This is a genomic window from Pseudomonadaceae bacterium SI-3, from assembly GCA_004010935.1.
GTDB lineage: Bacteria > Pseudomonadota > Gammaproteobacteria > Pseudomonadales > Pseudomonadaceae > Stutzerimonas.
Genome location: CP026511.1, coordinates 213,627 through 233,333, shown reverse-complemented (window position 1 = coordinate 233,333; position 19,707 = coordinate 213,627). Strand labels below are relative to the sequence as shown.

At 63.3% G+C, this 19,707-nt stretch carries 20 protein-coding genes; 2 read left to right on the top strand and 18 right to left on the bottom strand.

Translation table 11 applies throughout. The features are described from left to right. Nucleotides 1–31: 31 nt before the first annotated feature. The 6 genes from C1896_01140 to C1896_01115 all read right to left on the bottom strand — a co-directional run bounded on the left by C1896_01140 (nucleotide 32) and on the right by C1896_01115 (nucleotide 6,679). Nucleotides 32–1,267 carry an RNA polymerase subunit sigma-24 gene (locus tag C1896_01140; GenBank protein AZZ47474.1) on the bottom strand — a complete coding sequence of 412 codons (1,236 nt, stop codon included), beginning with the start codon at nucleotides 1,265–1,267 and terminating at the stop codon, nucleotides 32–34. A 57-nt stretch (nucleotides 1,268–1,324) separates the two neighbouring features. After that, nucleotides 1,325–1,681 (bottom strand): YciI family protein, encoded by a 357-nt coding sequence (locus tag C1896_01135; GenBank protein ID AZZ43650.1) that lies wholly within the window; start codon nucleotides 1,679–1,681, stop codon nucleotides 1,325–1,327. A 62-nt stretch (nucleotides 1,682–1,743) separates the two neighbouring features. After that, nucleotides 1,744–2,211, bottom strand: a complete 468-nt coding sequence (locus C1896_01130) for a DUF4440 domain-containing protein (GenBank protein ID AZZ43649.1) — start codon at nucleotides 2,209–2,211, stop codon at nucleotides 1,744–1,746. Between the two features lie 49 nt (nucleotides 2,212–2,260). Next, nucleotides 2,261–2,617 (bottom strand): dehydrogenase, encoded by a 357-nt coding sequence (locus tag C1896_01125; protein AZZ43648.1) that lies wholly within the window; start codon nucleotides 2,615–2,617, stop codon nucleotides 2,261–2,263. 79 nt (nucleotides 2,618–2,696) lie between these two features. Next, nucleotides 2,697–5,456 carry a hybrid sensor histidine kinase/response regulator gene (locus C1896_01120; GenBank protein AZZ47473.1) on the bottom strand — a complete coding sequence of 920 codons (2,760 nt, stop codon included), beginning with the start codon at nucleotides 5,454–5,456 and terminating at the stop codon, nucleotides 2,697–2,699. Between the two features lie 68 nt (nucleotides 5,457–5,524). Next, nucleotides 5,525–6,679 (bottom strand): acyl-CoA dehydrogenase, encoded by a 1,155-nt coding sequence (locus tag C1896_01115; GenBank protein ID AZZ43647.1) that lies wholly within the window; start codon nucleotides 6,677–6,679, stop codon nucleotides 5,525–5,527. 243 nt (nucleotides 6,680–6,922) lie between these two features. On the opposite strand from C1896_01115, the gene C1896_01110 reads away from it, so the two are divergent. Next, entirely contained in the window at nucleotides 6,923–8,101 is a 1,179-nt protein-coding gene (locus C1896_01110) for a 3-carboxymuconate cyclase (GenBank protein ID AZZ43646.1), read from the top strand. A gap of 26 nt (nucleotides 8,102–8,127) precedes the next feature. On the opposite strand, the gene C1896_01105 is transcribed toward C1896_01110, so the two are convergent. The 12 genes from C1896_01105 to flgB all read right to left on the bottom strand — a co-directional run bounded on the left by C1896_01105 (nucleotide 8,128) and on the right by flgB (nucleotide 18,630). After that, nucleotides 8,128–9,159 (bottom strand): hypothetical protein, encoded by a 1,032-nt coding sequence (locus tag C1896_01105; GenBank protein AZZ43645.1) that lies wholly within the window; start codon nucleotides 9,157–9,159, stop codon nucleotides 8,128–8,130. A gap of 14 nt (nucleotides 9,160–9,173) precedes the next feature. After that, nucleotides 9,174–10,088, bottom strand: coding sequence for a flagellar hook-associated protein 3 (gene flgL / locus C1896_01100; GenBank protein AZZ43644.1), 915 nt, complete (start codon nucleotides 10,086–10,088; stop codon nucleotides 9,174–9,176). Nucleotides 10,089–10,125: 37 nt separating this feature from the next. Next, on the bottom strand, nucleotides 10,126–11,493 hold the full coding sequence (locus tag C1896_01095) for a flagellar hook-associated protein FlgK (protein ID AZZ43643.1): 1,368 nt from the start codon (nucleotides 11,491–11,493) through the stop codon (nucleotides 10,126–10,128). Then, nucleotides 11,490–12,515 carry a lytic transglycosylase gene (locus C1896_01090; protein ID AZZ43642.1) on the bottom strand — a complete coding sequence of 342 codons (1,026 nt, stop codon included), beginning with the start codon at nucleotides 12,513–12,515 and terminating at the stop codon, nucleotides 11,490–11,492. Before C1896_01090 ends, C1896_01095 begins: the two co-directional genes overlap by 4 nt. Before the next feature lie 61 nt (nucleotides 12,516–12,576). After that, on the bottom strand, nucleotides 12,577–13,674 hold the full coding sequence (locus tag C1896_01085) for a flagellar biosynthesis protein FlgI (protein ID AZZ43641.1): 1,098 nt from the start codon (nucleotides 13,672–13,674) through the stop codon (nucleotides 12,577–12,579). A 28-nt stretch (nucleotides 13,675–13,702) separates the two neighbouring features. Further along, nucleotides 13,703–14,368, bottom strand: a complete 666-nt coding sequence (locus C1896_01080; GenBank protein ID AZZ43640.1) for a flagellar basal body L-ring protein FlgH — start codon at nucleotides 14,366–14,368, stop codon at nucleotides 13,703–13,705. 5 nt (nucleotides 14,369–14,373) lie between these two features. Then, nucleotides 14,374–15,159 carry a flagellar basal-body rod protein FlgG gene (gene flgG / locus C1896_01075; GenBank protein AZZ43639.1) on the bottom strand — a complete coding sequence of 262 codons (786 nt, stop codon included), beginning with the start codon at nucleotides 15,157–15,159 and terminating at the stop codon, nucleotides 14,374–14,376. A gap of 14 nt (nucleotides 15,160–15,173) precedes the next feature. Further along, complete coding sequence (flgF, locus tag C1896_01070; protein AZZ43638.1) at nucleotides 15,174–15,902, bottom strand: flagellar basal-body rod protein FlgF; 729 nt, start codon at nucleotides 15,900–15,902, stop codon at nucleotides 15,174–15,176. 9 nt (nucleotides 15,903–15,911) lie between these two features. Continuing rightward, nucleotides 15,912–17,099 carry a flagellar hook protein FlgE gene (gene flgE, locus C1896_01065; protein ID AZZ43637.1) on the bottom strand — a complete coding sequence of 396 codons (1,188 nt, stop codon included), beginning with the start codon at nucleotides 17,097–17,099 and terminating at the stop codon, nucleotides 15,912–15,914. A gap of 50 nt (nucleotides 17,100–17,149) precedes the next feature. Further along, complete coding sequence (gene flgD, locus C1896_01060) at nucleotides 17,150–17,827, bottom strand: flagellar basal body rod modification protein (protein ID AZZ47472.1); 678 nt, start codon at nucleotides 17,825–17,827, stop codon at nucleotides 17,150–17,152. 5 nt (nucleotides 17,828–17,832) lie between these two features. Then, nucleotides 17,833–18,261, bottom strand: coding sequence for a flagellar basal body rod protein FlgC (locus C1896_01055; GenBank protein ID AZZ43636.1), 429 nt, complete (start codon nucleotides 18,259–18,261; stop codon nucleotides 17,833–17,835). 3 nt (nucleotides 18,262–18,264) lie between these two features. Next, entirely contained in the window at nucleotides 18,265–18,630 is a 366-nt protein-coding gene (flgB, locus tag C1896_01050) for a flagellar basal body rod protein FlgB (GenBank protein ID AZZ43635.1), read from the bottom strand. A gap of 110 nt (nucleotides 18,631–18,740) precedes the next feature. Between flgB and flgA the strand changes: the two genes are divergently transcribed. Then, nucleotides 18,741–19,535: a flagella basal body P-ring formation protein FlgA gene (gene flgA, locus C1896_01045; protein ID AZZ47471.1), complete on the top strand. Its 795-nt coding sequence runs from the start codon at nucleotides 18,741–18,743 to the stop codon at nucleotides 19,533–19,535. The last annotated feature ends 172 nt before the right edge of the window (nucleotides 19,536–19,707 follow it).

Here is a 19,707-nt window from a genome sequence, read left to right as displayed (position 1 = left end):
CCTGTAGGAGCGAGCTTGCTCGCGATCGCCTTCAAGCCTCCCGCGGCCCGGTATCCAGCTCATTGAGCTGCTGCTGCAAAAAGCGCTTTTCCGGCTCCAAATGGGCCAAGGCCAACGCGGTTCGGTAGGCCTCGCGGGCCTCGTCCAGACGGCCCAGCTGGCGACAAAAGTCAGCGCGGGCGGCGTGCAGCAGGTGGTAGTCACGCAGTTCGCCGCGGGCCAGCAATCTGTCGATCGCGGCCAGCCCGACCGTGGCACCGTCACGCATCGCCAGCGCCACCGCACGATTTAGCTCGATGACCGGCGACGGGCAGATGCGCAGCAACAGGTCATAGAGCCCGACAATCTGCGCCCAATCAGTCTCAGCAGAAGATGCGGCCTCGGCGTGTACGGCGACGATGGCGGCCTGAACGGTATAAGGGCCGAAGCGCCCAGAGGCGAGCGCTCGCTCAACCAGCGCGGCACCTTCAACGATCTGCGCCTGATTCCAGCGGCTGCGGTCCTGCTCGTCGAGGCGCACCAGCTCGCCGGCCTCATCGGTACGCGCGGCGCGGCGCGAGTCGTGCAGCAGCATCAACGCTAGCAACCCCATCAGCTCGGGGTCCGGCAACAGTTCGAGCAGCAGACGACCGAGACGGATGGCCTCCGCGCTGAGGTCTGCACGGGTCAGCTTGCTGCCGCTGGAGGCGGAATAGCCTTCGTTGAAGACCAGATAGATCACCCGCAACACGTTATCCAGTCGAGCCGGCAGCTCTTCGCGTGTGGGCACCCGGTAGGGAATCCCCGCGTCGCGGATCTTCTGCTTGGCCCGCACGATGCGCTGGGCAATGGTGCTGGGGGAGACGAGAAAGGCTCGCGCAATCTCTTCGGTCTTGAGATCGCAGACCTCTCGCAGCGTCAGCGCCACCTGCGCATCGGCCGGTAACGCCGGGTGGCAGCAGGTGAAGATCAGTCGCAACCGATCATCTTCGAGGTCTTCATGCTCCCATTCGGGTTCTTCATGGCTGTCCAGCTGATCGGCCAGCAGGCTCAGCGATGCATCGAAACGTGCCCGCCGGCGCAGCCCGTCGATGGCCTTGAAGCGACCCGCCGAGACCAGCCAGGCACGGGGATTGGAGGGCAGACCATCACGCGGCCACTGCTGCACCGCTGCGATAAAGGCGTCGTGCAAGGCTTCTTCGGCCAGTTCGAAATCACCCAACAAGCGAATCAGCGTCGCCAGCACCCGCCGCGATTGAGTGCGGTAAAGACTGTCGATTTCGGCCAGAGTCGGCCCGTTACCGACATGATCGGTTGGTGTTGGCCTGCCCCGCTCAGGCATCGATTAACGATCAGGTAACTGGCGCAACGGGCGAACTTCGATACTGCCCAGTTGCGCGGGTGGGATCTTTGCCGCCAAGCGCAGGGCCTCATCCAGGTCCTGCGCTTCGAGCAGATAGAAGCCCGCCAATTGCTCGCGGGTTTCGGCGAACGGGCCGTCGACGACCGAAACCGCGCCCTCGCGGACCCGCACCGTCTTGGCGGTACGCACCGATTGCAGCGGCTCGCCGGCGATGAACTGCCCGCTCTGCTTGAGCCGCTCGCTGTTGGCAATGCATTGCTCGACCAGCGCCGCCCACTGCTCGTCAGTCATCGAATCCACGCGCTGCTCGTCGTAATAGACCAGACACAGGTATTTCATTTCATTCTCCGATGGCGCCCGTCGGCTGCCACCCTGGCAGCCGCGACGGGACGAAGGGCCGATCAGCCGGCTACGCCAACTTGTGGTTCGGGTTCGATGCCGAAATTGACTTGGCCGCTGGCCATGTCGAATGGCATCGAGAAATGCTCATGGACGACCTTCCAGTCGCCGTCCTGACGACGCCAGCAGCGGCTGCCGCGCATCCATCCGGACTGCATGTCACCTTTTTCATCGGTGCCGCCGCAGTGGCTCAGGAAATGACTATAGGCCAGGTCGCCGCTGACGTTAATCTCGAGCTCACTGATGTCGAAAAAGCCTTCGCCCTGGCAAAAATCGAAGCAGCTTTGCCAGTGTTGGCGGTACGCCTCGGCGCTTTTGAATTGCAGCGGGCCAACCGCATCGAAGGCCCGTACGTCTGCGGCGTACTGCGCCATGATGGTGTCCAGATCCTTGCGCACGGTGGCCTGCTGGAAGGTTTCGGTGAGTTGGCGGATCCGGGCTTCGTCCTGCGTTTGGGTAAGGTTGTTCATGTCGTAATCCTCGGGGTCGATGGTTCGGGCCGATCACAGTCGCTAGCACTCAAGGCGGCGCTCGCGCCTCCAGCGCATGCACCTCGACGCAGCCCAGCCGCGCCGAGGGCAGGCGGGATGCCAGACGGATCGCGCCGTTGAGGTCCTGGGTCTCGAACAGATAGATGGCCGCAGGCTGCTCGTGGCCGTCGCGCACTGGCCCGTCGTGCAGAAGCAGGCGGTCGCCTTGTCGGCGCACGGTGGTGGTGCTCGACACCGGCTGCAGGGCTTCGCCGACGACCAGCTCGCCGCTGTGCCGCAGCTGCGCGTGGTACTCACAGCATTCGGCATCGAGCGCGGCGTGAACGCCTGGCGGCAGTGCCGCCACGGCGTCTTCATTCAGGTAGACCAGGCACAGATAGCGCATCGCAGCTTCCTCGGCAGCGGCTTCTCTTGTGTACTGGTCGTCTGGCCGTGCCGGAAATCGACAGCTTGCTGAAAAAAACTCAGCCCTTGAGGATCGCCTCGAGCTGCTCGAAGGTATAGGGCTTGCCCAACGAGCGTGCCGGAATGCTGGTTTCCACCGCACCTTCGCCAGAGAGCAACACGACCTGCAACTTCGGCTGTTCTTGCAAGGCGAGCCTGGCAAACTCGGGGCCGGACATGCCTGGGAGGTTCACGTCTACCAACAGGTACTCAAAGTGCTTCTCGCGCAGGGCTGGTAGTGCTGCTTCGGCCGAAGGAAAGCCCTCTGCGGTCAGCCCCAGCTCCTGAACCATCTCGCAGGTCAGGGCTAGCAGCTGCAGCTGGTCTTCGACCACCAATACCGCTGGCCGCACCGCTTCGGGAGGCAGCGCCGGGGTCTGTCGAGGCGCCAGTAATTGCCGCAGTTTGCGCGCCAGCTCTTCCTGCCGGTACGGCTTGCTCAGCAGCTCGACGCCGGTATCGAGCTTGCCGCCGTGGACGATGGCGTTACGCGTGTAGCCGGAGGTAAAGAGAACAGCGATATCGGGTAGCAAGAGCTTGGCCTGTCGTGCCAGCTCAGTCGTGCTGAGCGCGCCGGGCATGACCACGTCGGTGAACAAAACATCGATGCGCAGGCCGCTTTGCAGGATGCTCAGGGCACTCTGCGCATCGTTGGCCCGCAGCACCTGATAGCCGAGCCCATTGAGCAGCTCGACCACCGTACCCTGTACCGCCAGGTCATCCTCGACCACCAAAATGGTTTCGTCGCCACCCACAGCCGGCCCGACCGGCAGTGGCACGGCTAGGACTTCCGGCTGTTCGGTTCGCGGCAGATACAGCTTCACTGTGGTGCCGCTGCCGGGCTCGCTGTAGATCCGTATGTGCCCGCCGCTCTGCTTGGCAAACCCGTAAGCCATGCTGAGGCCGAGGCCGGTACCTTCGCCCTCGGGCTTGGTGGTGTAAAAGGGTTCGAACGCATGCTCGAGGGTTTGCGCCGACATGCCAGAACCGGTATCGGACACGGCCAGCAGCACGTACTGTCCGGGCTCGACATCCACTTGAGTCTGGGTATACAGCTCGTCAAGCATCGCGTTGCTCAGTTCCAGCGTCAGCTTGCCGCTGGCCTGCATGGCATCGCGCGCGTTGATCGCCAGGTTGAGCACGACGTTTTCAAGCTGGTGCGGGTCCACCATGGTGGTCCACAGCCCGCCGGAAACGACCGTCTCGATCTCGATCGCCTCGCCGAGTGCCTGGCGCAGCAGTGCATCCATGTTGCGCAACAGACGGGCCAGTTGCGTGGGCGCCGGACGCAAAGGCTGTTTGCGAGCAAAGGCAAGCAACTCCGCCGCCAGCTTGGCACCCCGATCAACAGCGCCGGTCGCTGCATCGAGCCGGCCGGTACCAAGGCGATTGCCGCTCAGCAGCGGACGCAACAGCTGTAGATTGCCGCTGACGACCTGAAGCACGTTATTGAAATCATGGGCCACACCCCCGGTCAGCTTGCCGATGGCTTCCAATTTCTGCGACTGGTAGAGCGCATGACGGCTCTGCTCCAGCTCCCGGGTCCGTTCGTCCACCAGCGCTTGCAGGTCTTCTTGTGAACGCTGCAGCGCCAGCTGCGCCAGTACCTGCTGAGTTACATCATGGCCCTGACAGAAAACGCCAGTGAGCTGATCCTGCTCGGACAGCACCGGCTGGAAGACGAAATCGACATAGCCTCTGCGCGGCTGCTCTTCGTCAGCACGAGTGACCAATATTGGCGTGCCGCGCCCCACGTAGGGCCGCCTGGTGATGTAGACCCGCTGCAGCAGGCTGCCAACGTCCTGTCCCTCAATCTGAGGAAACACGACTGCAGCGGGCAGGCCGATCACGTCACGTAACCCAACGAGCTGGTGAAACGAGCGATTGGCGATTTCAACAACGTGCTGCGGACCCTGAGTGATGGCGATGAAGCCGGGCGCCTGTTCAAACAGCCGATGCAGGTGCTGGCGCTCCTCGCTCAGCTGACGCCCCCGCTCTGCGTTGGCGCGACGTTCCGCGGCCAGGGCCGTAATGTCGCGGATAGTCAGGGACGCGCCCACAGCCAAACCATCGCCACCACTCACTGCCGAGACGTTGACCTCAAGGGCCAGCTCGACTTCCCCGACTACGCAGCTGCATTCATGGCTTTGCGTACCGCTACCCGACAACACCTGGCGTACTGCGGTTACCAGCGCTTCCGACCAGAACGGCAGCTGCTCGGCCTGCCGCCCGACCGTGTCACGAGCGGAGAGCCGGAACAACTCGCAAGCGCCAGCACTCCAGTACAACACCTCAAGCGTGGTATCTAGCCCGACAATGGCATCACGGGCGGCGTCGATGATGTTGTGCACGTAGTAATCGGCGTTCAGCCGACGCTGCGATATGCCTTCGAACTCCGTACGGGGTTTTGCAATCGTCGCATTGGCACGGTCCAGCGTGGTTCGCAGCTTGCTACGCCGCCGCCCCGCGTTCAGCGAGCGAGCCACCTCACGGGCGAGCTGGTCACGCTCCATCTCGGCGATGGACCAGTGCGTCCCAATGAGCGGTGCGATACCGAACGACTGACGTAGCGTATCGACGCCGCCCGGCAGGCAAAGAAAAATCAGCTCGCATTGCGGCCATCGCTTGCGCACCGCGCGGGCAAGCGACAACGTCTTGCCAAGCCCAGGTGCCAGCAGCACCAGCGAGGGTTCATCTTCTGTCTGGAGCCGCTCGCTTAATGATGATTGGTCAAGGATATCCAGCCGTAATTGCTGCGCTACCGCAATGTCTTCAAGCATGCGGCGCGGTGCTTCCTGATTTGCCACGGCGGTGAGCAAGAGCAGCGATTGCACGGCCTCGATCCTCTTCAAAGCAGTGGCAGGCCGAGCAAGCTACGGCCTGCCCAGAGTTTCAACAGATCGGTCGTAGGACTCATGATGTGAGCGGCACGGGCGTCACGCAGCATTTGGCCGATGCGGCTGTTCTCCCGGTACGCAGCTCCACCACAGAGCGTCATCGCCTCATTGGTGACTCGCACCACCGTGTCACCGGCGTCAGCCTTGCAGGAGAGGATGAACGGCAGCGCCTCGGGATGGTTCATGTCGCCGCGCCGACTCGCCTCGCGAATCAGCGCACGGGTCTTCTCAACCGCCATCCACATTTCGGCGTAACGCGTCTGCATCGATTCGATATCGCGCAACGATTCGCCCGAATGGGTATAACGCCGCGCACGCAAATGCTCACCGGTAACGTCGAGCGCAGCCTGAGCCAGGCCGAGATAGGTGCCGGCCATGGCCATCAGAAAGAACGGCGCGACTACCTCAAAGACATACCAGACTTGGTCGCCCTCTTCTCCGAGCAGATTTTCGTGCCTCACCTGCACCCGATCCAGATGCAGCGGACGCGATGAGTTGCCGCGCATGCCGAAACCCCGCCAGGGATCGAGCCAGTTCATGCCAGCGCTGTCGGAATCAACGATCAGACAGCTGAAGTCGCCAGCATCACTGTCCGAACTCGCGACCGAGGAAACAACATAGGAGTCGGCGTGTCCGCCATTGGTGACGAACTGCTTGGTGCCGTCGACGAGAAAATGCTGGCCGGTATCCTCGATTCGGGTCTGGGGTACGTAGAAATGCGCACCGGAACCATGCTCGGACAACGCCAGCGTGGTGATGTGACGCCCTTCAGCGATGGCCCGCAGATAGTGCTCCTGCTGGAACTCGGTAGCCTTGGCGGCGATAACCGCCGTGCCCACGCAATGCATGCCGAAACACAGCGCAGACGACGGACAAGCCCGCCCGATGGCTTCGGTAATCACGCTCAGTCCCAGTAGTCCTTGGCCATGGCCGCCGAGCGCGGCTGGCACCATCAGCCCCAGCAGCCCTGCTTCGCCAAGCGCCTTCATCGAATGGGCTGGCCACTGAGCGGCCTGGTCCACCTGAGAAGAGCGCGGCGCGATTTCGGCTTCAACGACAGCGGCCGTGCGTTCCTGGAGCGACTGAAGGTAAGCAGGTAGTTCCATGAGAGATAAGCCACGCTGATGAGAGTCAGTGCCCGGAATGGTTCGGGATGGAGTCTGGTGGGATTGGCCCCGTCATAATGCCCGAGCTTTTCGCTTGGGCAATGGTCTAGTCAGAGAAATGACACAGATCGCCCTACGCAGTTCGGCAGAGAGCTTCACAACGTACCGCCAGTAAGTTGGTCAAAGACGATCCACAGGCAAGAACGGCTCCCAGCCACGCGCCGCCATCAAAAGGATGCAGGCATGCACGAACCACGCACCTTTCGCCACGGCATAGCCGCGGCACTCCTAACCATTTGTACCAGCGGAGCAGCGGCCCCCATGCATCAGATATTGGTCGGTAGCTACACCAGCGAAGGAAACAGCGAAGGGATTTATCGCATGCAGTTCGATGCCGAAAGCGGCCAGATCGAACCGCAACCGCTACAGGTCGCACGGACCCACAACCCGTCCTGGTTGACGCTGGATCTCAACCGCAACCGGCTCTATGCGGTAAACGAGAACGGACCGGGCCATCCTGATCCGGTGGGTCGGGTCAGCGCATTCATCCTGGCGCCGACCAGTGGCAAGCTGTCGGTTCTGGAGCAGCAGATCACCCTGGGCGACGAACCCACGCACCTGAGCCAGAGCCGCGACGGGCGTTATCTATTCGTCTCCAACTACGGGTCGCGCGCAAATCCGGGTGGCAGCCTCGCGGTGGTCCCGCTAGCCAAGGATGGGACGCTTTTGCCGGTCACCCAGATCGCGACCCACAAGGCCAGCGAAGTGCACCCGGAGCGCCAGCAATCGCCTCACGTGCACTCCGCGGTGATGTCGCCGGATGGCAAGACGCTTTTCGTCAGCGACCTAGGCGCCGACAAGATCTTCGTCTATCGCTACGACCCGACCAACGCCGAGCGACCATTGTCGCCAGCCGACCCGGCCTTCATCAGCCTGCCGGACGGCAGCGGCCCACGTCATTTGGTGTTCAGCCCGGATGGCAGCCAGGCCTACGCGACGCTGGAGCTGAGCGCCCAGATCGCGCGCTTCGATCATGTCGATGGCAGCCTGGTGCAGCGTCAGTTGGTCGATCTAGCCGCTGGCGGCGATGTCAGCCTGCACTCGCCCGGCGCCATTCATCCTTCACCGGACGGTCGCTTCCTCTACGTCAGTGACCGCGCCGAGAAGAACCGCATCATGGTGTATGCCATCGAGGAGAACGACAATCTGCGCGAGATCCAGCAGCGCGACAGTGAGGGCCGCGAGCCGCGGGAGTTCGCCATCGACCCGAGCGGCCAGTTCATGATCATTGCCAACCAGAAGAGTGATGCGCTGGTGATCGTGCAGCGCGACTCCGACAGCGGCAAGCTGGGCGATACCGTGCAGACGTTGCCGATGGGGCGACCTTCGGATGTGAAATTCATCGATCGAACCGGGCCGTAAGCAAGGCAGGCCCGGCGCAGGATCGATCAGGAGAGCAGACTGACCACCGCGAAGCGGCTGATGGTCGCCTGGGCCACCACCGTCTGGGTGACCGCCGCGTAGCTGGAGGGGCTGCGCTGCATCAGGTTGAACACCGAGCGGGAGAAGTCCATCGCCCACTGCTTCTCATCGGCATGAGCCTGACGGGCAAGGAACTCGCGAATTTCCTGCTGGCGGTTGCTCAGCTGCTCGCGCAGCGAGGTGACCTTGTCGAGCCCTGCGACGACCGAGTCGAGCAGACGGCGCAGTTCACGGAAGGAGTCGAGCTGCAGCTCTTCGGGGAAGCTCAGCAGTTGCTCGTCCTCGCTCTGCACACGAACGTATCGGCCTTTGTCGAACAGCTTGCCTTCGCCCTGCACCGCCAGCTGGTCCTTGAGCTTTTGCCAGTCGCCTTCGCGAGCGGAAAACTTCAGCTCGCCGTTCTGATCCAGTTCGGCGCGGATACCGGCCTGGCCCAGGCTGCCATTGAAGCGGCGCAGGATTTGCTCGTCGCTCATCTCGTCGTCGAGCACTACGGCCACCGGCTCGGCCAGTTGGCGACCGCCGCTGAACAGCAATGTCTCGCGGCCTGACTGGCGAATCTTTTCCAGCGACTCCAGCCCTTGCAGGCTGAAGCGGCTGCGCACCGGTTCGGTCAGTCGCAGTTTGAGATTGGCATCCAGGGAGTTGCCGGAGCGTTTGCTGCGTTCTTTGAGCAACTCGCCAACCTGCTGCACGGTCTGGCGAATGCTTTCCTCGCCGTTGGGCTGCGGCGAGCTGATCTGGCGACTGAGGTTCAGCTTGAGCTGCGACAGGCGCGTCTGCAGATCGCCCAGGTAGCTGTCGGCCGACTGCATCGAGGACAGTTGCTGATTGAGCTGCAGGCTGAAGCTGGTGTTCTTGCTGGGGGCCGTCTCGGTGTGCGGCGTGTCAACCGGCGTACCGGCCCGCAGCGGCGCAGGCGCATCCCGCAGCAGCGCCTCGCGGCGTTCCTGTGGGTTGATTGCGGAAACAGCGGGGAGCTGCTTGCCAATCTTCATTCACGCTACCTCGGTCAGAGCATGCCGAACAGCGACAGCCCGTTGATCTTCAAATAGGTTTTCTGCGTCGCCTGCAGCGACAGCTGATAGTTGTTCAGGTCGATGCTGGCCGAGGCGTAGTCGAGTTGCGACAGCTCGCCGTCGATTTTCTGGTTCACCAGCGAAACATCCTCGTTGCTGCTCGACAGCAACGTCAGGGTGTTCTGCCGCCCGCCCAACTCCGAGACCGCACCGAGCAAGTCGCCGTGAGTCTTGTCGAGGCTGTTGAGCGTAGCGCTGATCGAAGCCTGTACTGCCGGATCGTTGGCATTCAGTGCCGGGTCGGCGAGCATTTTGACCAGCGCGTTGAGGTCGTTGAGCATGCCGACGCCGCCACCGAAGACCTGCGCGGCGGTGACATTCTCCTCGACCAGTACGCCATTGGCGACTGCCGCCTGGCGGTATTGATCGTTGCCGGTCAGCTGGTAGCTCTGGGTGGCGGCATCGAAGGTAATGGCCGGCCGGTCGCTGAGGGTGCCTGAGAACAGATAACGGCCTTCCTCGTCACGCACGTTGGCGAAGCTGACGATGGTGCGTTCCAGATTGCCCATCTCATTGGCGATGGCGGCCAGGTCTTCGCTGGTGTTGCTGCCGTTGGCGGCCCACAGCAGCAGGTCGCGCACGTTGAGCATGGTGTCCGACGTCGCCTTGAGGTTGGCTTCTTGCTTGGACAGGTTGCCGGACACGTTGGCGATGTTGGTGCGGTACTGGGTCAGCGTCGCTTCCTCGCGCTGGATGCGCAGCACGCGCACGGCGGAGATCGGGTCATCCGAGGGCATCAGCATGCGCTCGCCGGTGGCCATCTGCTGCATCAGCTTGCCGAGCTTCTCGGAGCTGGTGTTCATCGAGCCGTGCATCATGGCGGTGATTTGGGCGTTGGAGATGCGCATGGTGTCTTTCTCGTCAGTCAAGTTGGCTTGCGCCAGCTCAGAACATCGCCAGTACGGCGTTGAACAGATCGTTGGATGTGCTGATGACTTTCATGTTGGCTTGGTAGGCCTGCTCGTAGGCCATGAGATTGACGGCCTCCTCGTCCAGGTTGACCGCACTGACGCTGTCGCGCTGCGCCTGAGCCTGCTCGGCTACCGTGGTCGCGGCGCGCAGATCCGCCTGGTTCTGCCGGCTGGCACTGGCAACGCGGCCAACCAGGCCGGCGTAGGCGTCGTTGAGCGGTACGGTGTTGCCGGCGACCGTGACACCCGCTGATTTGAGTTCAAGCATGGTGAGCAGGGTCTTGTTGTTACCCACCTCGCCTGCGGTGCCGGAAAACGCCAGTTCCGAAGCGCCCAACGCGTTGACCGCCAGCATCCCGCTGGTGCTGCCCGCGTTGTAGCTGAACAGCGGCTGGCCCGGGTTGCCGTTGAGGTCGAAGCCACCGGCGAGGGCGTCGTTGACCATGGTCGCCACGGCCGAGGCCATGTCGTGCAAATCCTGCTGGGCCGGGCGCAGCGCGCCGTACTCCATGTCGTAGAGACCGCCGAGCGAGCCGCCGATGCCCTGCTGGTTGAGCGGGAAGGTGGTCTTGGCGAACACCAGCGTCATCTCCTGCTCGCCGGCGAGGTTGGCGTTGACCTTCAACTGGCCCGCCGTCGCACCGGCAACCAGCGGCTGACCGTTGGCCAGCGAGACATTCAGAGTGCCATCAGCGGCTTCCTGCACGCGGATGCCGGCGTATTGGCTAAGGTCCTTGACCAGGTTGTCGCGGTAATCGCGCAGGGTCGCGGTATCACGGCCCGAGGATTCCATCTCGCGGATCTGTGCGTTCAACTCGGCGATGTTGCCGGACAGCCCGTTGATTTCGCTGGTCATGGCCACGCGCTGGCCCTGCAGGGCGTTGAGCTGGGTGCCGATGTTGCTGTTCAGCCCGTTGAAGCGCTGCGCCAACTGCTTCGACTCGCCGATGATCTGCTGGCGCAGGGCGATGGATTCGGGGGTCGAACTGGCTTCGCTGAGGGCGGCGAAGAAGTTGTCCAGGCCAACGCTGACGCTCGAGCCTTCGCTATCGATCAGGCCTTCGAGGGCGGTGAGGTATTGCTGGCTGGTGTTGAAGTAGTTCTCGTCGGTGCTGGCGCGCCAGAGCTGCTGATTCTGGAAGTCGTTGGACAGACGCCGGATGCTGCTGACCTGTACGCCACCACCGATGCTGACCGAGGTCTGCCCGCCCACCGACTTCATGTCTGGCGTCAGACGGCTGAAGCCCGGCGTGTTGACGTTGGCGATGTTCTGCCCGGTCGCCGAGAGGGCGATCTGCGAGGCGCGAACGCCGCTGTAGCCAATTTGACCAAGAATACTCACGACACGACTTCCTTCGGCTCGATCCGGATCGGTTGCGCGAACGCCACCGAGAGGCGGGCGCCAGCAACAACACTGTGCCCAGTAGAAAGAGCGACCGAATCGCCAGCGGAATTAAGCGGCGACGGCACAACAGGCGGAACGGCTTGCAGCTGCGCACGCGGTTCGGCCTGCCGAGGCGCGGCGGCGCTCAGATCGTTGAGGATGTTGCGGGTGTAGTTGCGGGTCTCCGCAAAAGGGATCTTCTGCACCCAGGCGCCGGTGCCGATCTCGCCCTTGCGGGGGTCACCGTGGCTCTTCAGCCACTCGTCTACCCGGCCGGGGCCGGCGTTATAGGCGGCCAGCGCCAGCGCCTGATGGCCGTCGTAGCGGTCGAGCATCTTGTTCAGGTAGGCACTGCCGAGGCGCTTGTTGTATTCCGCATCGGTGGTCAGCCGCGCTTCACTGAACGGCAAACCCAGCTCGGCCGCCATGTCCCGCGCCGTACCCGGCATCAACTGCATCAGGCCACGCGCGCCCTTCGGCGAGACGGCGGCGATGTTGCCACTGGACTCATGCTTGATGACGCTGTCGACCAGCGACTTGAAGCCGGCCTTGCCGCTTTCCCAAGCACTGTCCAGCGCATCGACGCCTCGCTGCCAGGTGCCACGCAGCGCATGCAAGCCGCCACCCTGCAAACCGCTGCCAGCGTGACCGGCCAGGGCTGTCGGCGCGGGCGCGCTGCCGGCTTCACCACTTAGCTGCTGAACCAGCATGTCGGCGATCCCCGTCTGGCGCTTGCCGGCCAGGGTGTCGGCGAGCACTTCGTCATAGAAGTCGCGCATGGTATCCAGCTCGCGGCTGCGCATCGGGTTGCCGGCACCGAGCACGTCGCCGGCCTTGCGCATCTGCTTGAGGATCTGCTGCAGGAACATCGCCTCGAACTGTTCGGCAACGACTTCCAGCTGCTGGCGCCGGGCCGCGGTCGGGCCGTCCTGGCGGTTGCGCAGGGTGTTGAGGTGCTGGGGGAGGGATACGATGCTCATCCGACAAAAACCTATTCAATCTGCTGCGCGTCAGGCCTGCTTCATCAGAAGCAGGCGCTTGTTACATCACGATCAATTCAGCGTTCAGGGCGCCGGCACGTTCCAGCGACTGCAGGATGCTCATCACGTCGTCGGGTGTGGCGCCAAGACTGTTGATGGTGCTGATGATGCTTTCCAGGCTGGCGCCTTCGGGCCACTTGAACATCGCCTTGCGGTCCTGCTCGATGGTGACGTCCGACTGCGGCGTGACCACGGTTTCGCCGTCCGCGAATGCGTTTGGCTGGCTGACCTGGGGATTCTCGCTGATCGTCACGGTCAGGCTGCCGTGGGCCACCGCCGCGGCTTTGACCCGCACACCCTGACCGACCACGACAGTGCCGGTGCGGCTGTTGAACACCACTTTCGGCCGGGTGCGGCCCTCTTCGACTTCCAGGCGTTCGAGCATGGCCATGAAGCTCATGCGCTGAGTGCTGGTAAGGGGCGCACGGATCGACACCTTGGTGGCGTTGAGCGCCGTGGCGGTGCCTTTGCCGAAATAGGCATCCACCGCGTCGACCACACGGGTGACGGTCTGGAAGCTCGGCTGGCGCACGTTAAGCATCACTTCCGGGCGTTCGGTGAAGTCGCTGGGAATCATCCGCTCGACCGTCGCACCGTTGGGGATCAGGCCGCTGTTGGAGGTGTTGATGGAAACCTTGGAGCCGTCTGCACCTTCGGCGCTGACGCCGCCAACGATCACCGCGCCCTGAGCCAGGGCATAGATCTCACCGTCGACGCCCTGCAGCGGGGTCATCAGCAGTTGGCCGCCGCGCAGGCTCTTGGCGTCGCCCAGCGAGGAGACGGTGACATCCACCGTCTGGCCGGCGCTGTAGGACGGCGGCACCGTCGCGGTGATGGTCACCGCGGCGACGTTCTTCAGCTTCGGGTCGACGTTCGGCGGCAGGTTCACGCCGAACTGCTTGATCATGTTCGTCACCGACTGGCTGGTGAATTTGACCTGATTCTTGTCGCCGGTACCGTCGAGGCCCACAACTAGGCCGTAGCCGATCAGCTGGTTGCCACGGATGCCCTCGACATCCACCAGGTCCATCAACGGCACGGCCTGGGCCGGCAGTTGCCACAGCGCGACGGCGGCGAGGAACAGCTTGAGTGGTCGCATGAGGCTAGTCATGTGGAGATCGGCTCGCTTAAAGGGGGAACAGCGGCGACGCGAAGAACCGCGTCAGCCAGCCGGCCGAGTTGCTGTCGTTGAGCACGCCGCGCCCGGCGTAGGAAATCTTGGCGTTGGCCACGCTTTGCGAGGACACCTGGTTGTAGCGGTTGATGTCGTCGATACGCACCAGGCCGGTCAGGCGGATGTATTCGTCGCCCTGATTCAGCCGCAGGGCCTTCTCACCCTTGATCAGCAAGGTGCCGTTGGGCAGCACGCGGTGCACGCTGACGGCAATGGAGCCGCGCAGGGTGTTCTGCTGCGAGCTCTTGGCCGAGCCCTTGAACTCGCGTTCGCCGGAGGCTGAGGTTTCAACGTCCGGGTAGGTCTTGCCGAGAATGGTCGGCACGCCGATGCCTACGCTCGATTCCTTGCCGAAACTGGTACCGGCGCTCTTGCTCGACTGCGTGGACTCGTCCAGCACCACCGTGAGGATGTCGCCGACCCGCACCGCGCGCCTGTCGCTGATCAGCGAGCCGCTGTAACCGGAGCGGAACAGGCCGCCACCGGTGGTCGGCGGCAGGCTGTAGTCCAACTCCAGCGGTTCGTACTCGGTGGAGGGCTCTTCCGGCAGCATTTCGTTGAAGCTGGCGCAGCCGCCGAGCAAGGCCAGAGCGACGAGCAGAATGGGCGTACGCATCATGATTCTCAGACGGTCTGGTTGAGGAACTGCTGCATGCCGCTGGCGGCATCGAGGACCTTGGCGTTGGCCTCGTAGGCGCGCTGGATGGCGATCATCGCTACCATGGCCTCGACCACCTGCACGTTGGAGCCTTCGAGCACGCCCTGCTTGAGCTGGCCGAGGCCCTCCTCGCCCGGCACGCCTTCCACCGCTTCGCCGCTGGCGACACTTTCGCGATAGAGGTTGCCGCCCAGTGCTTCCAGGCCACCCGGATTGGTGAAGTTGACCAGGGTGATCTGGCCCAGCTCGGACGGCAGTGTGTCACCGGGCAGAACGGCCGTAACGATGCCATCGGCGCCCACGGTAAAGCCGGTGCTGCCCTGCGGCACTTCGATGGCAGGCGTCAGCGGCAAGCCCTGGGCATTGACCATCACGCCTTCGGCGTTGAGCTGGAACTGGCCGTTCTCGGTGTAGAGGATGTCGCCGTTGGGCGACTCGACCTGGAAGAAGCCACGACCGACGATCGCCAGGTCCATCGGCTGACCGGTGGTCTGGATGCTGCCTTCGGTGAACACCTTCTGCGTGCCGGCGACGCGCACGCCGCTGCCCAGCTGAATGCCGGACGGCACGGTGTTGATCTCATCCGCTTGGGCGCCGGGCTGCTTCTCGATGCTGTAGAACAGATCCTCGAAGACCGCGCGGTCGGCCTTGAAGCCGTTGGTGTTGACGTTGGCCAGGTTGTTGGCGACGGTCGCCATGGCGGTGTCTTGTGCAGCCAGGCCGGTCTTGCTGACCCAAAGTGCGGAATTCATGCGTTATCTCCCGATCAGCTGCCGCGGATCATTCGGTTGCCGGCGTCGGAGAGGTCCTCGGCGGCTTTCATCATCTTTACCTGAGTCTCGAACAGGCGGTTGAGGCTCATGGTCGAGGCCAGCTCGTCGATGGCCGAGACGTTGCTCGACTCGAGGAAACCACTGGCCAGGCGCACGTCTTCGCTGGGCGCGGCGGGCTCGCCGTTGCGCGTGACCAGCAAGCCGGCCTCGTTCTTCATCAGGTCCGCAGCCGGCACGTCGACCAGGCGGATGCGGTCGACCTCGGCCATCATCCAGTCGCCCGGCGCCATGATCGACACGGTGCCGTCATTGCCAATCTCAACCCGCTCATGCTCGGGCAGCTCGATCGGCCCGCCCTCGCCCATGACCGCGCGGCCATTGAGCGTCAGGCGACCTTCGGCATCGATCTGCATGCTGCCCTGGCGCGTATAGGCCTCGCCTTCGCCGTCCTGCAGGACGATCAGGCCGGTGCCCTTGACGGCGAAATCCAGCTCGCGACCGGTGGCGACCATCGGGCCGGCGGCCAGGCTGACACCGTTGTTCTCGACCACCGCCATGTGGCGGCTGTCATAGCCGTAGCCTTCCACGGCGACGGCCTGAGCGCGCTCGAGGTCGGCGCGAAAGCCCGGTGTGTTGACGTTGGCGAGGTTGTTGGAGCGCACCTGCAGCGACATCATCGTGCGGCTCGCAGCGGTCATCGCCGTGTATCCCAAACGATCCATGGATCAGCCTCAGAGTGCGCTAAACAGAACCTGGGTCAGTTCCTTGTTGGTGGAAATAACCTGGGTGTTGGCCTGGTAGTTACGCTGGCCTTCCATTAGGCCTACCAGCTGCTGGGTGAGGTCGACGTTGGAGCTTTCCAGCGCGCCGCTGGCCAGGTTGCCGTACTGGCCGACACCCGGCGCCCCGAGCATGGCCGCGCCGGACGCCGCGGTTTCGGTCCAGGCGGTGCCACTGATGTTCTTCAGGCCTTCGGCATTGACGAAGTTCGCCAGCACCACCTGGCCCTGAAGCAGGCGCTCGCCGTTGGAATAGCTGGCGTAGACCTTGCCGTCCTTCTCGACACTCATGCCGGTCTGCTCGCCGGCCGAGTAGCCGGTGGCGCGGTTGCTGGTGACGCTGAATTCAGAGCCGTACTGGCTGGTGCCGCTGTAGTCGAGCTGGATGGCCAGCGGATCGACGCCGCCGGTCAGCGCCGCATTGATCGCAACCTTGCCGATGGGCGCGGCAAGCGTGCCGGCGCCGTCAAAGGTCAACGCTTGCGGGCCGGCAACCGCAGCGCCGTCGACGTAGTAATGGGCGTTCCAGCTGTTATCAGCGGTCTTGGCGAAGTACTGGGTCAGGGTGTGTTCCTTGCCCTGGGAGTCGTACAGCTTGGTGGTGTAGGTGGAGTTGTAGCTGTCGGCGACCAGCGGATCGAAAGCGACCGCAGGGACTTCCTGGTTCGCGTCGAGGTTGGCAACGAAGCTCAGCGCATCGGTGGCTTTGGCGGGCAGACCACCGGATTTCATTTGCAGGTCGCTGACCACGCCGGTCTGCGGGTTGCCAGTTGCATCGGCCGGATAACCTTGCAGGCGTTGGCCGAGGCTGTTGGTCAGGTAGCTGTCCTTGTCGGTGCCGAACACGCCCGCACGGGTGTAGGCCACATCGCCGTTACTGGCGCGGGTGACGAAGAAGCCACCGCCGGAAATGGCCAGGTCGAGGTTGCGATTGGTGGTGGTCAAGGCACCGCCCTGACTGATGCTCTGGCTGGTGCCGGTCACTTCAACGCCCATGGCCTGGCTTTCGGCATAGAGACTGCCGAAGTTGGTCCGGGATGACTTGAAGCCGACGGTGCCGGCGTTGGCGATGTTGTTACCGATGGTGTTGAGTTGCTCGTTGACGGCGGACAGGCCGGTCAGGGCGATGTTGAAGCTCATGGGCTGATCTCGATACTTAAAGGGAAATGAAGACTGGCGAGCCCTGGGGCTCAGCCGCCGAGCAGCCCGGCATCGGCCTGGGCAAATTCAAGGATGTTGTAGAAAGGCACCGAACCGACGCCCTTAACCTGGAGCACCGGACCTTCGGCGCTGACGCGCACGTTGGAGACCTGACCGGCGACTTCCACCTGTGGGAATTCACCGTTCTCCGATTCGATGCTGACGCTGTATTGGCCATCGCGCAGCCCGTGTTTGGCCGGGTCGATGACGAAGGGCACCTTGCCAGCGGACTGCGCGCCCAGCTCGATGCGGGTCTGGGTGCCGTTGGAATCGGTCAGGAGGACTGCGGTGCGGGTCGAGGCATGGCTTAAATCGAAGCCACCGCTGACGGCCTGCCCACTGAGATCCAGCGACTCGACCGCCACGCTCACCTGCTGGCCGACCAGACCAGCCGCGGTCAGGGTCTGCAGGTTGTCGGTCAGCACCAGATTGTTCTGCGCCAGGGTGGCCAGGTTCTCCATGCTCTTGACCTGAGACATCGCCGAGAACTGATTGAGAAACTCGGTGCTGTCGACCGGCTTGGTCGGATCCTGATACTTGATCTGCGCAACCATCAGGCTGATGAAATTGTTCTCCATCTGCGTGGCGTCGCTGATGTTCACCGCCTGCTTGGGCAGATCGCTCGCTGCAGCGCCGGACAGACCGCTGCCCTGTAGGTTATTGGTCACCGCCATCAGGATTCTCCCAGCCGCAACAGGCTCTGCTGCATGCTTTTCACGCGGTTAAGCACCTCGACGCCGGTCTCGAAGCTGCGCGTGGCCGACATCATGTCGGTCATCTCTTCGATCTCGTTGATGTCTGGGTAATAGACGTAGCCATCGCCATCGGCCAGCGGATTGCCCGGCTCATAGCGGCGCTTGGGCTCGGCGCCGGAGGTGACTACGTCGAGCACCTGTACATGGGCACCACCGAGACCGACGCCGCGGGTCAGCGAGTTGTTCTCATACACGGCGGCAAACATCGGCTTGCGCGCCTGGTAGACATCGGCCGCGTTGTTGGCGGCCGAGTCGGTGTTGGCCAGGTTGCTCGCCACGGTATTAAGGCGCACGGTCTGGGCATTCATCGCCGAGCCGGCGATGCGGTAGATAGAATCGAATGACATGGCTTAACGGCCCTCGATGGCTTGCTTCAAGCCACGAAATTTCATCGTGACGAAGGTCAGGCTGGTCTGGAAATCCATGGAGTTGCGCGAGAACTGCGCCTGCTCGGTCGACAGCTCGACGGTATTGCCGTCCTGAGAAGCCTGGCCCGGTACGCGGAACAGCAGATGTGGGTCGCTACTGGCCATGCTGGCGCGCGGTGCGGTGCTGCTTTCCAGGCGACGCATCTCCTTGTTGAAGTCGATGTCCCGCGCTTGGAAGCCCGGGGTGTCTTCGTTGGCCAGGTTTGCCGCGAGAATCTCGCTGCGCTGCATGCGCAGACCGAGGGCGCGCTCGTGAACGCCCAGCGCATCATCAATCCGTATACTCATTTGCCGATACCCTTTGCAGCCTGTGCAGGCTGAACCCAGCCCACCGCTTTGCTGTTACTTTTTGCAGAAAGCGTGCCGAACCTACAGATATGGGTAATCCATTGATTTTCATGGCAAAAAAAGAGAACAGGGCAGAACGCAGCGAGCGTCTTTTTCCGCTTGGCAAGAAGCGGCCATGCGGAAGCGGAAAAGCGCCTTCCGCATGGTGGCTCGTCACCTTTCTCCTGATGGGTGTCATGCCCCAGGCGCAGGCGGACGCCACAACGCAGGTTCAGCAGGTCGTGGAAAACCACCTGCGGCTGATGCTCGAACAGCAGGCCACGCGGCAGGGCTGGCAAGGCATGCAACTGCGTTACGACATCAGCGTGCCGGCCAGCGCGGCCAATCTGCCGCGCTGCTCCGAAGCACTCCAGGTCCGGGCGACTGGCGAGGCGCCATCGGCCATGGAGCGGCAGAACCTGAAGCTTCGCTGCGTCGACACACCCGGCTGGTCAACGAACGCCACAGGCCAAGCCCACGTCTTCCTTCCGGCCGTCCACGCCGAAGGCATCATCGACCGCGGCCAGACCCTGACCGCCAACGACCTCAAACTGCAACGCATCAACGTCGCCAAGGCCCGGCGCGGCTACTACAACCGCATCGAAGAGGTGGTCGGCCTGGCGGCCAAACGCCGCATCCGCGCCGGCCAGACCATCACCCCAGCACTGCTCGAACAAGCCATGGCGGTCAAACGCGGCCAGCCGGTAAAGATCGTCGCCAACAACGAAGGCATCGAAGCCTCCACCTCCGGCGAAGCCCTGGCCGACGGCCAGCCAGGCGACGTCATCCGCGTGCGCAACGTCGGTAGCGGCAAGGTGATCGACGCGAAGGTCGTGGAAGCAGGGGTCGTCACCAGCACTTTCTAAAAGCTGTTTGCGGGCCAGCCCCTACAAAGAAGCGGTGGATCACCGGCGCCCGATCGTCCCGTTCTGTAGGAGCCAGCTCGCTGGCGATCCGAGCGGCAATAAGCGGTACAGACGAGGCTTAACCCTACAGCCCAGCCGCGACCAAACCGATGCCTTATCCGACGCGCCGATC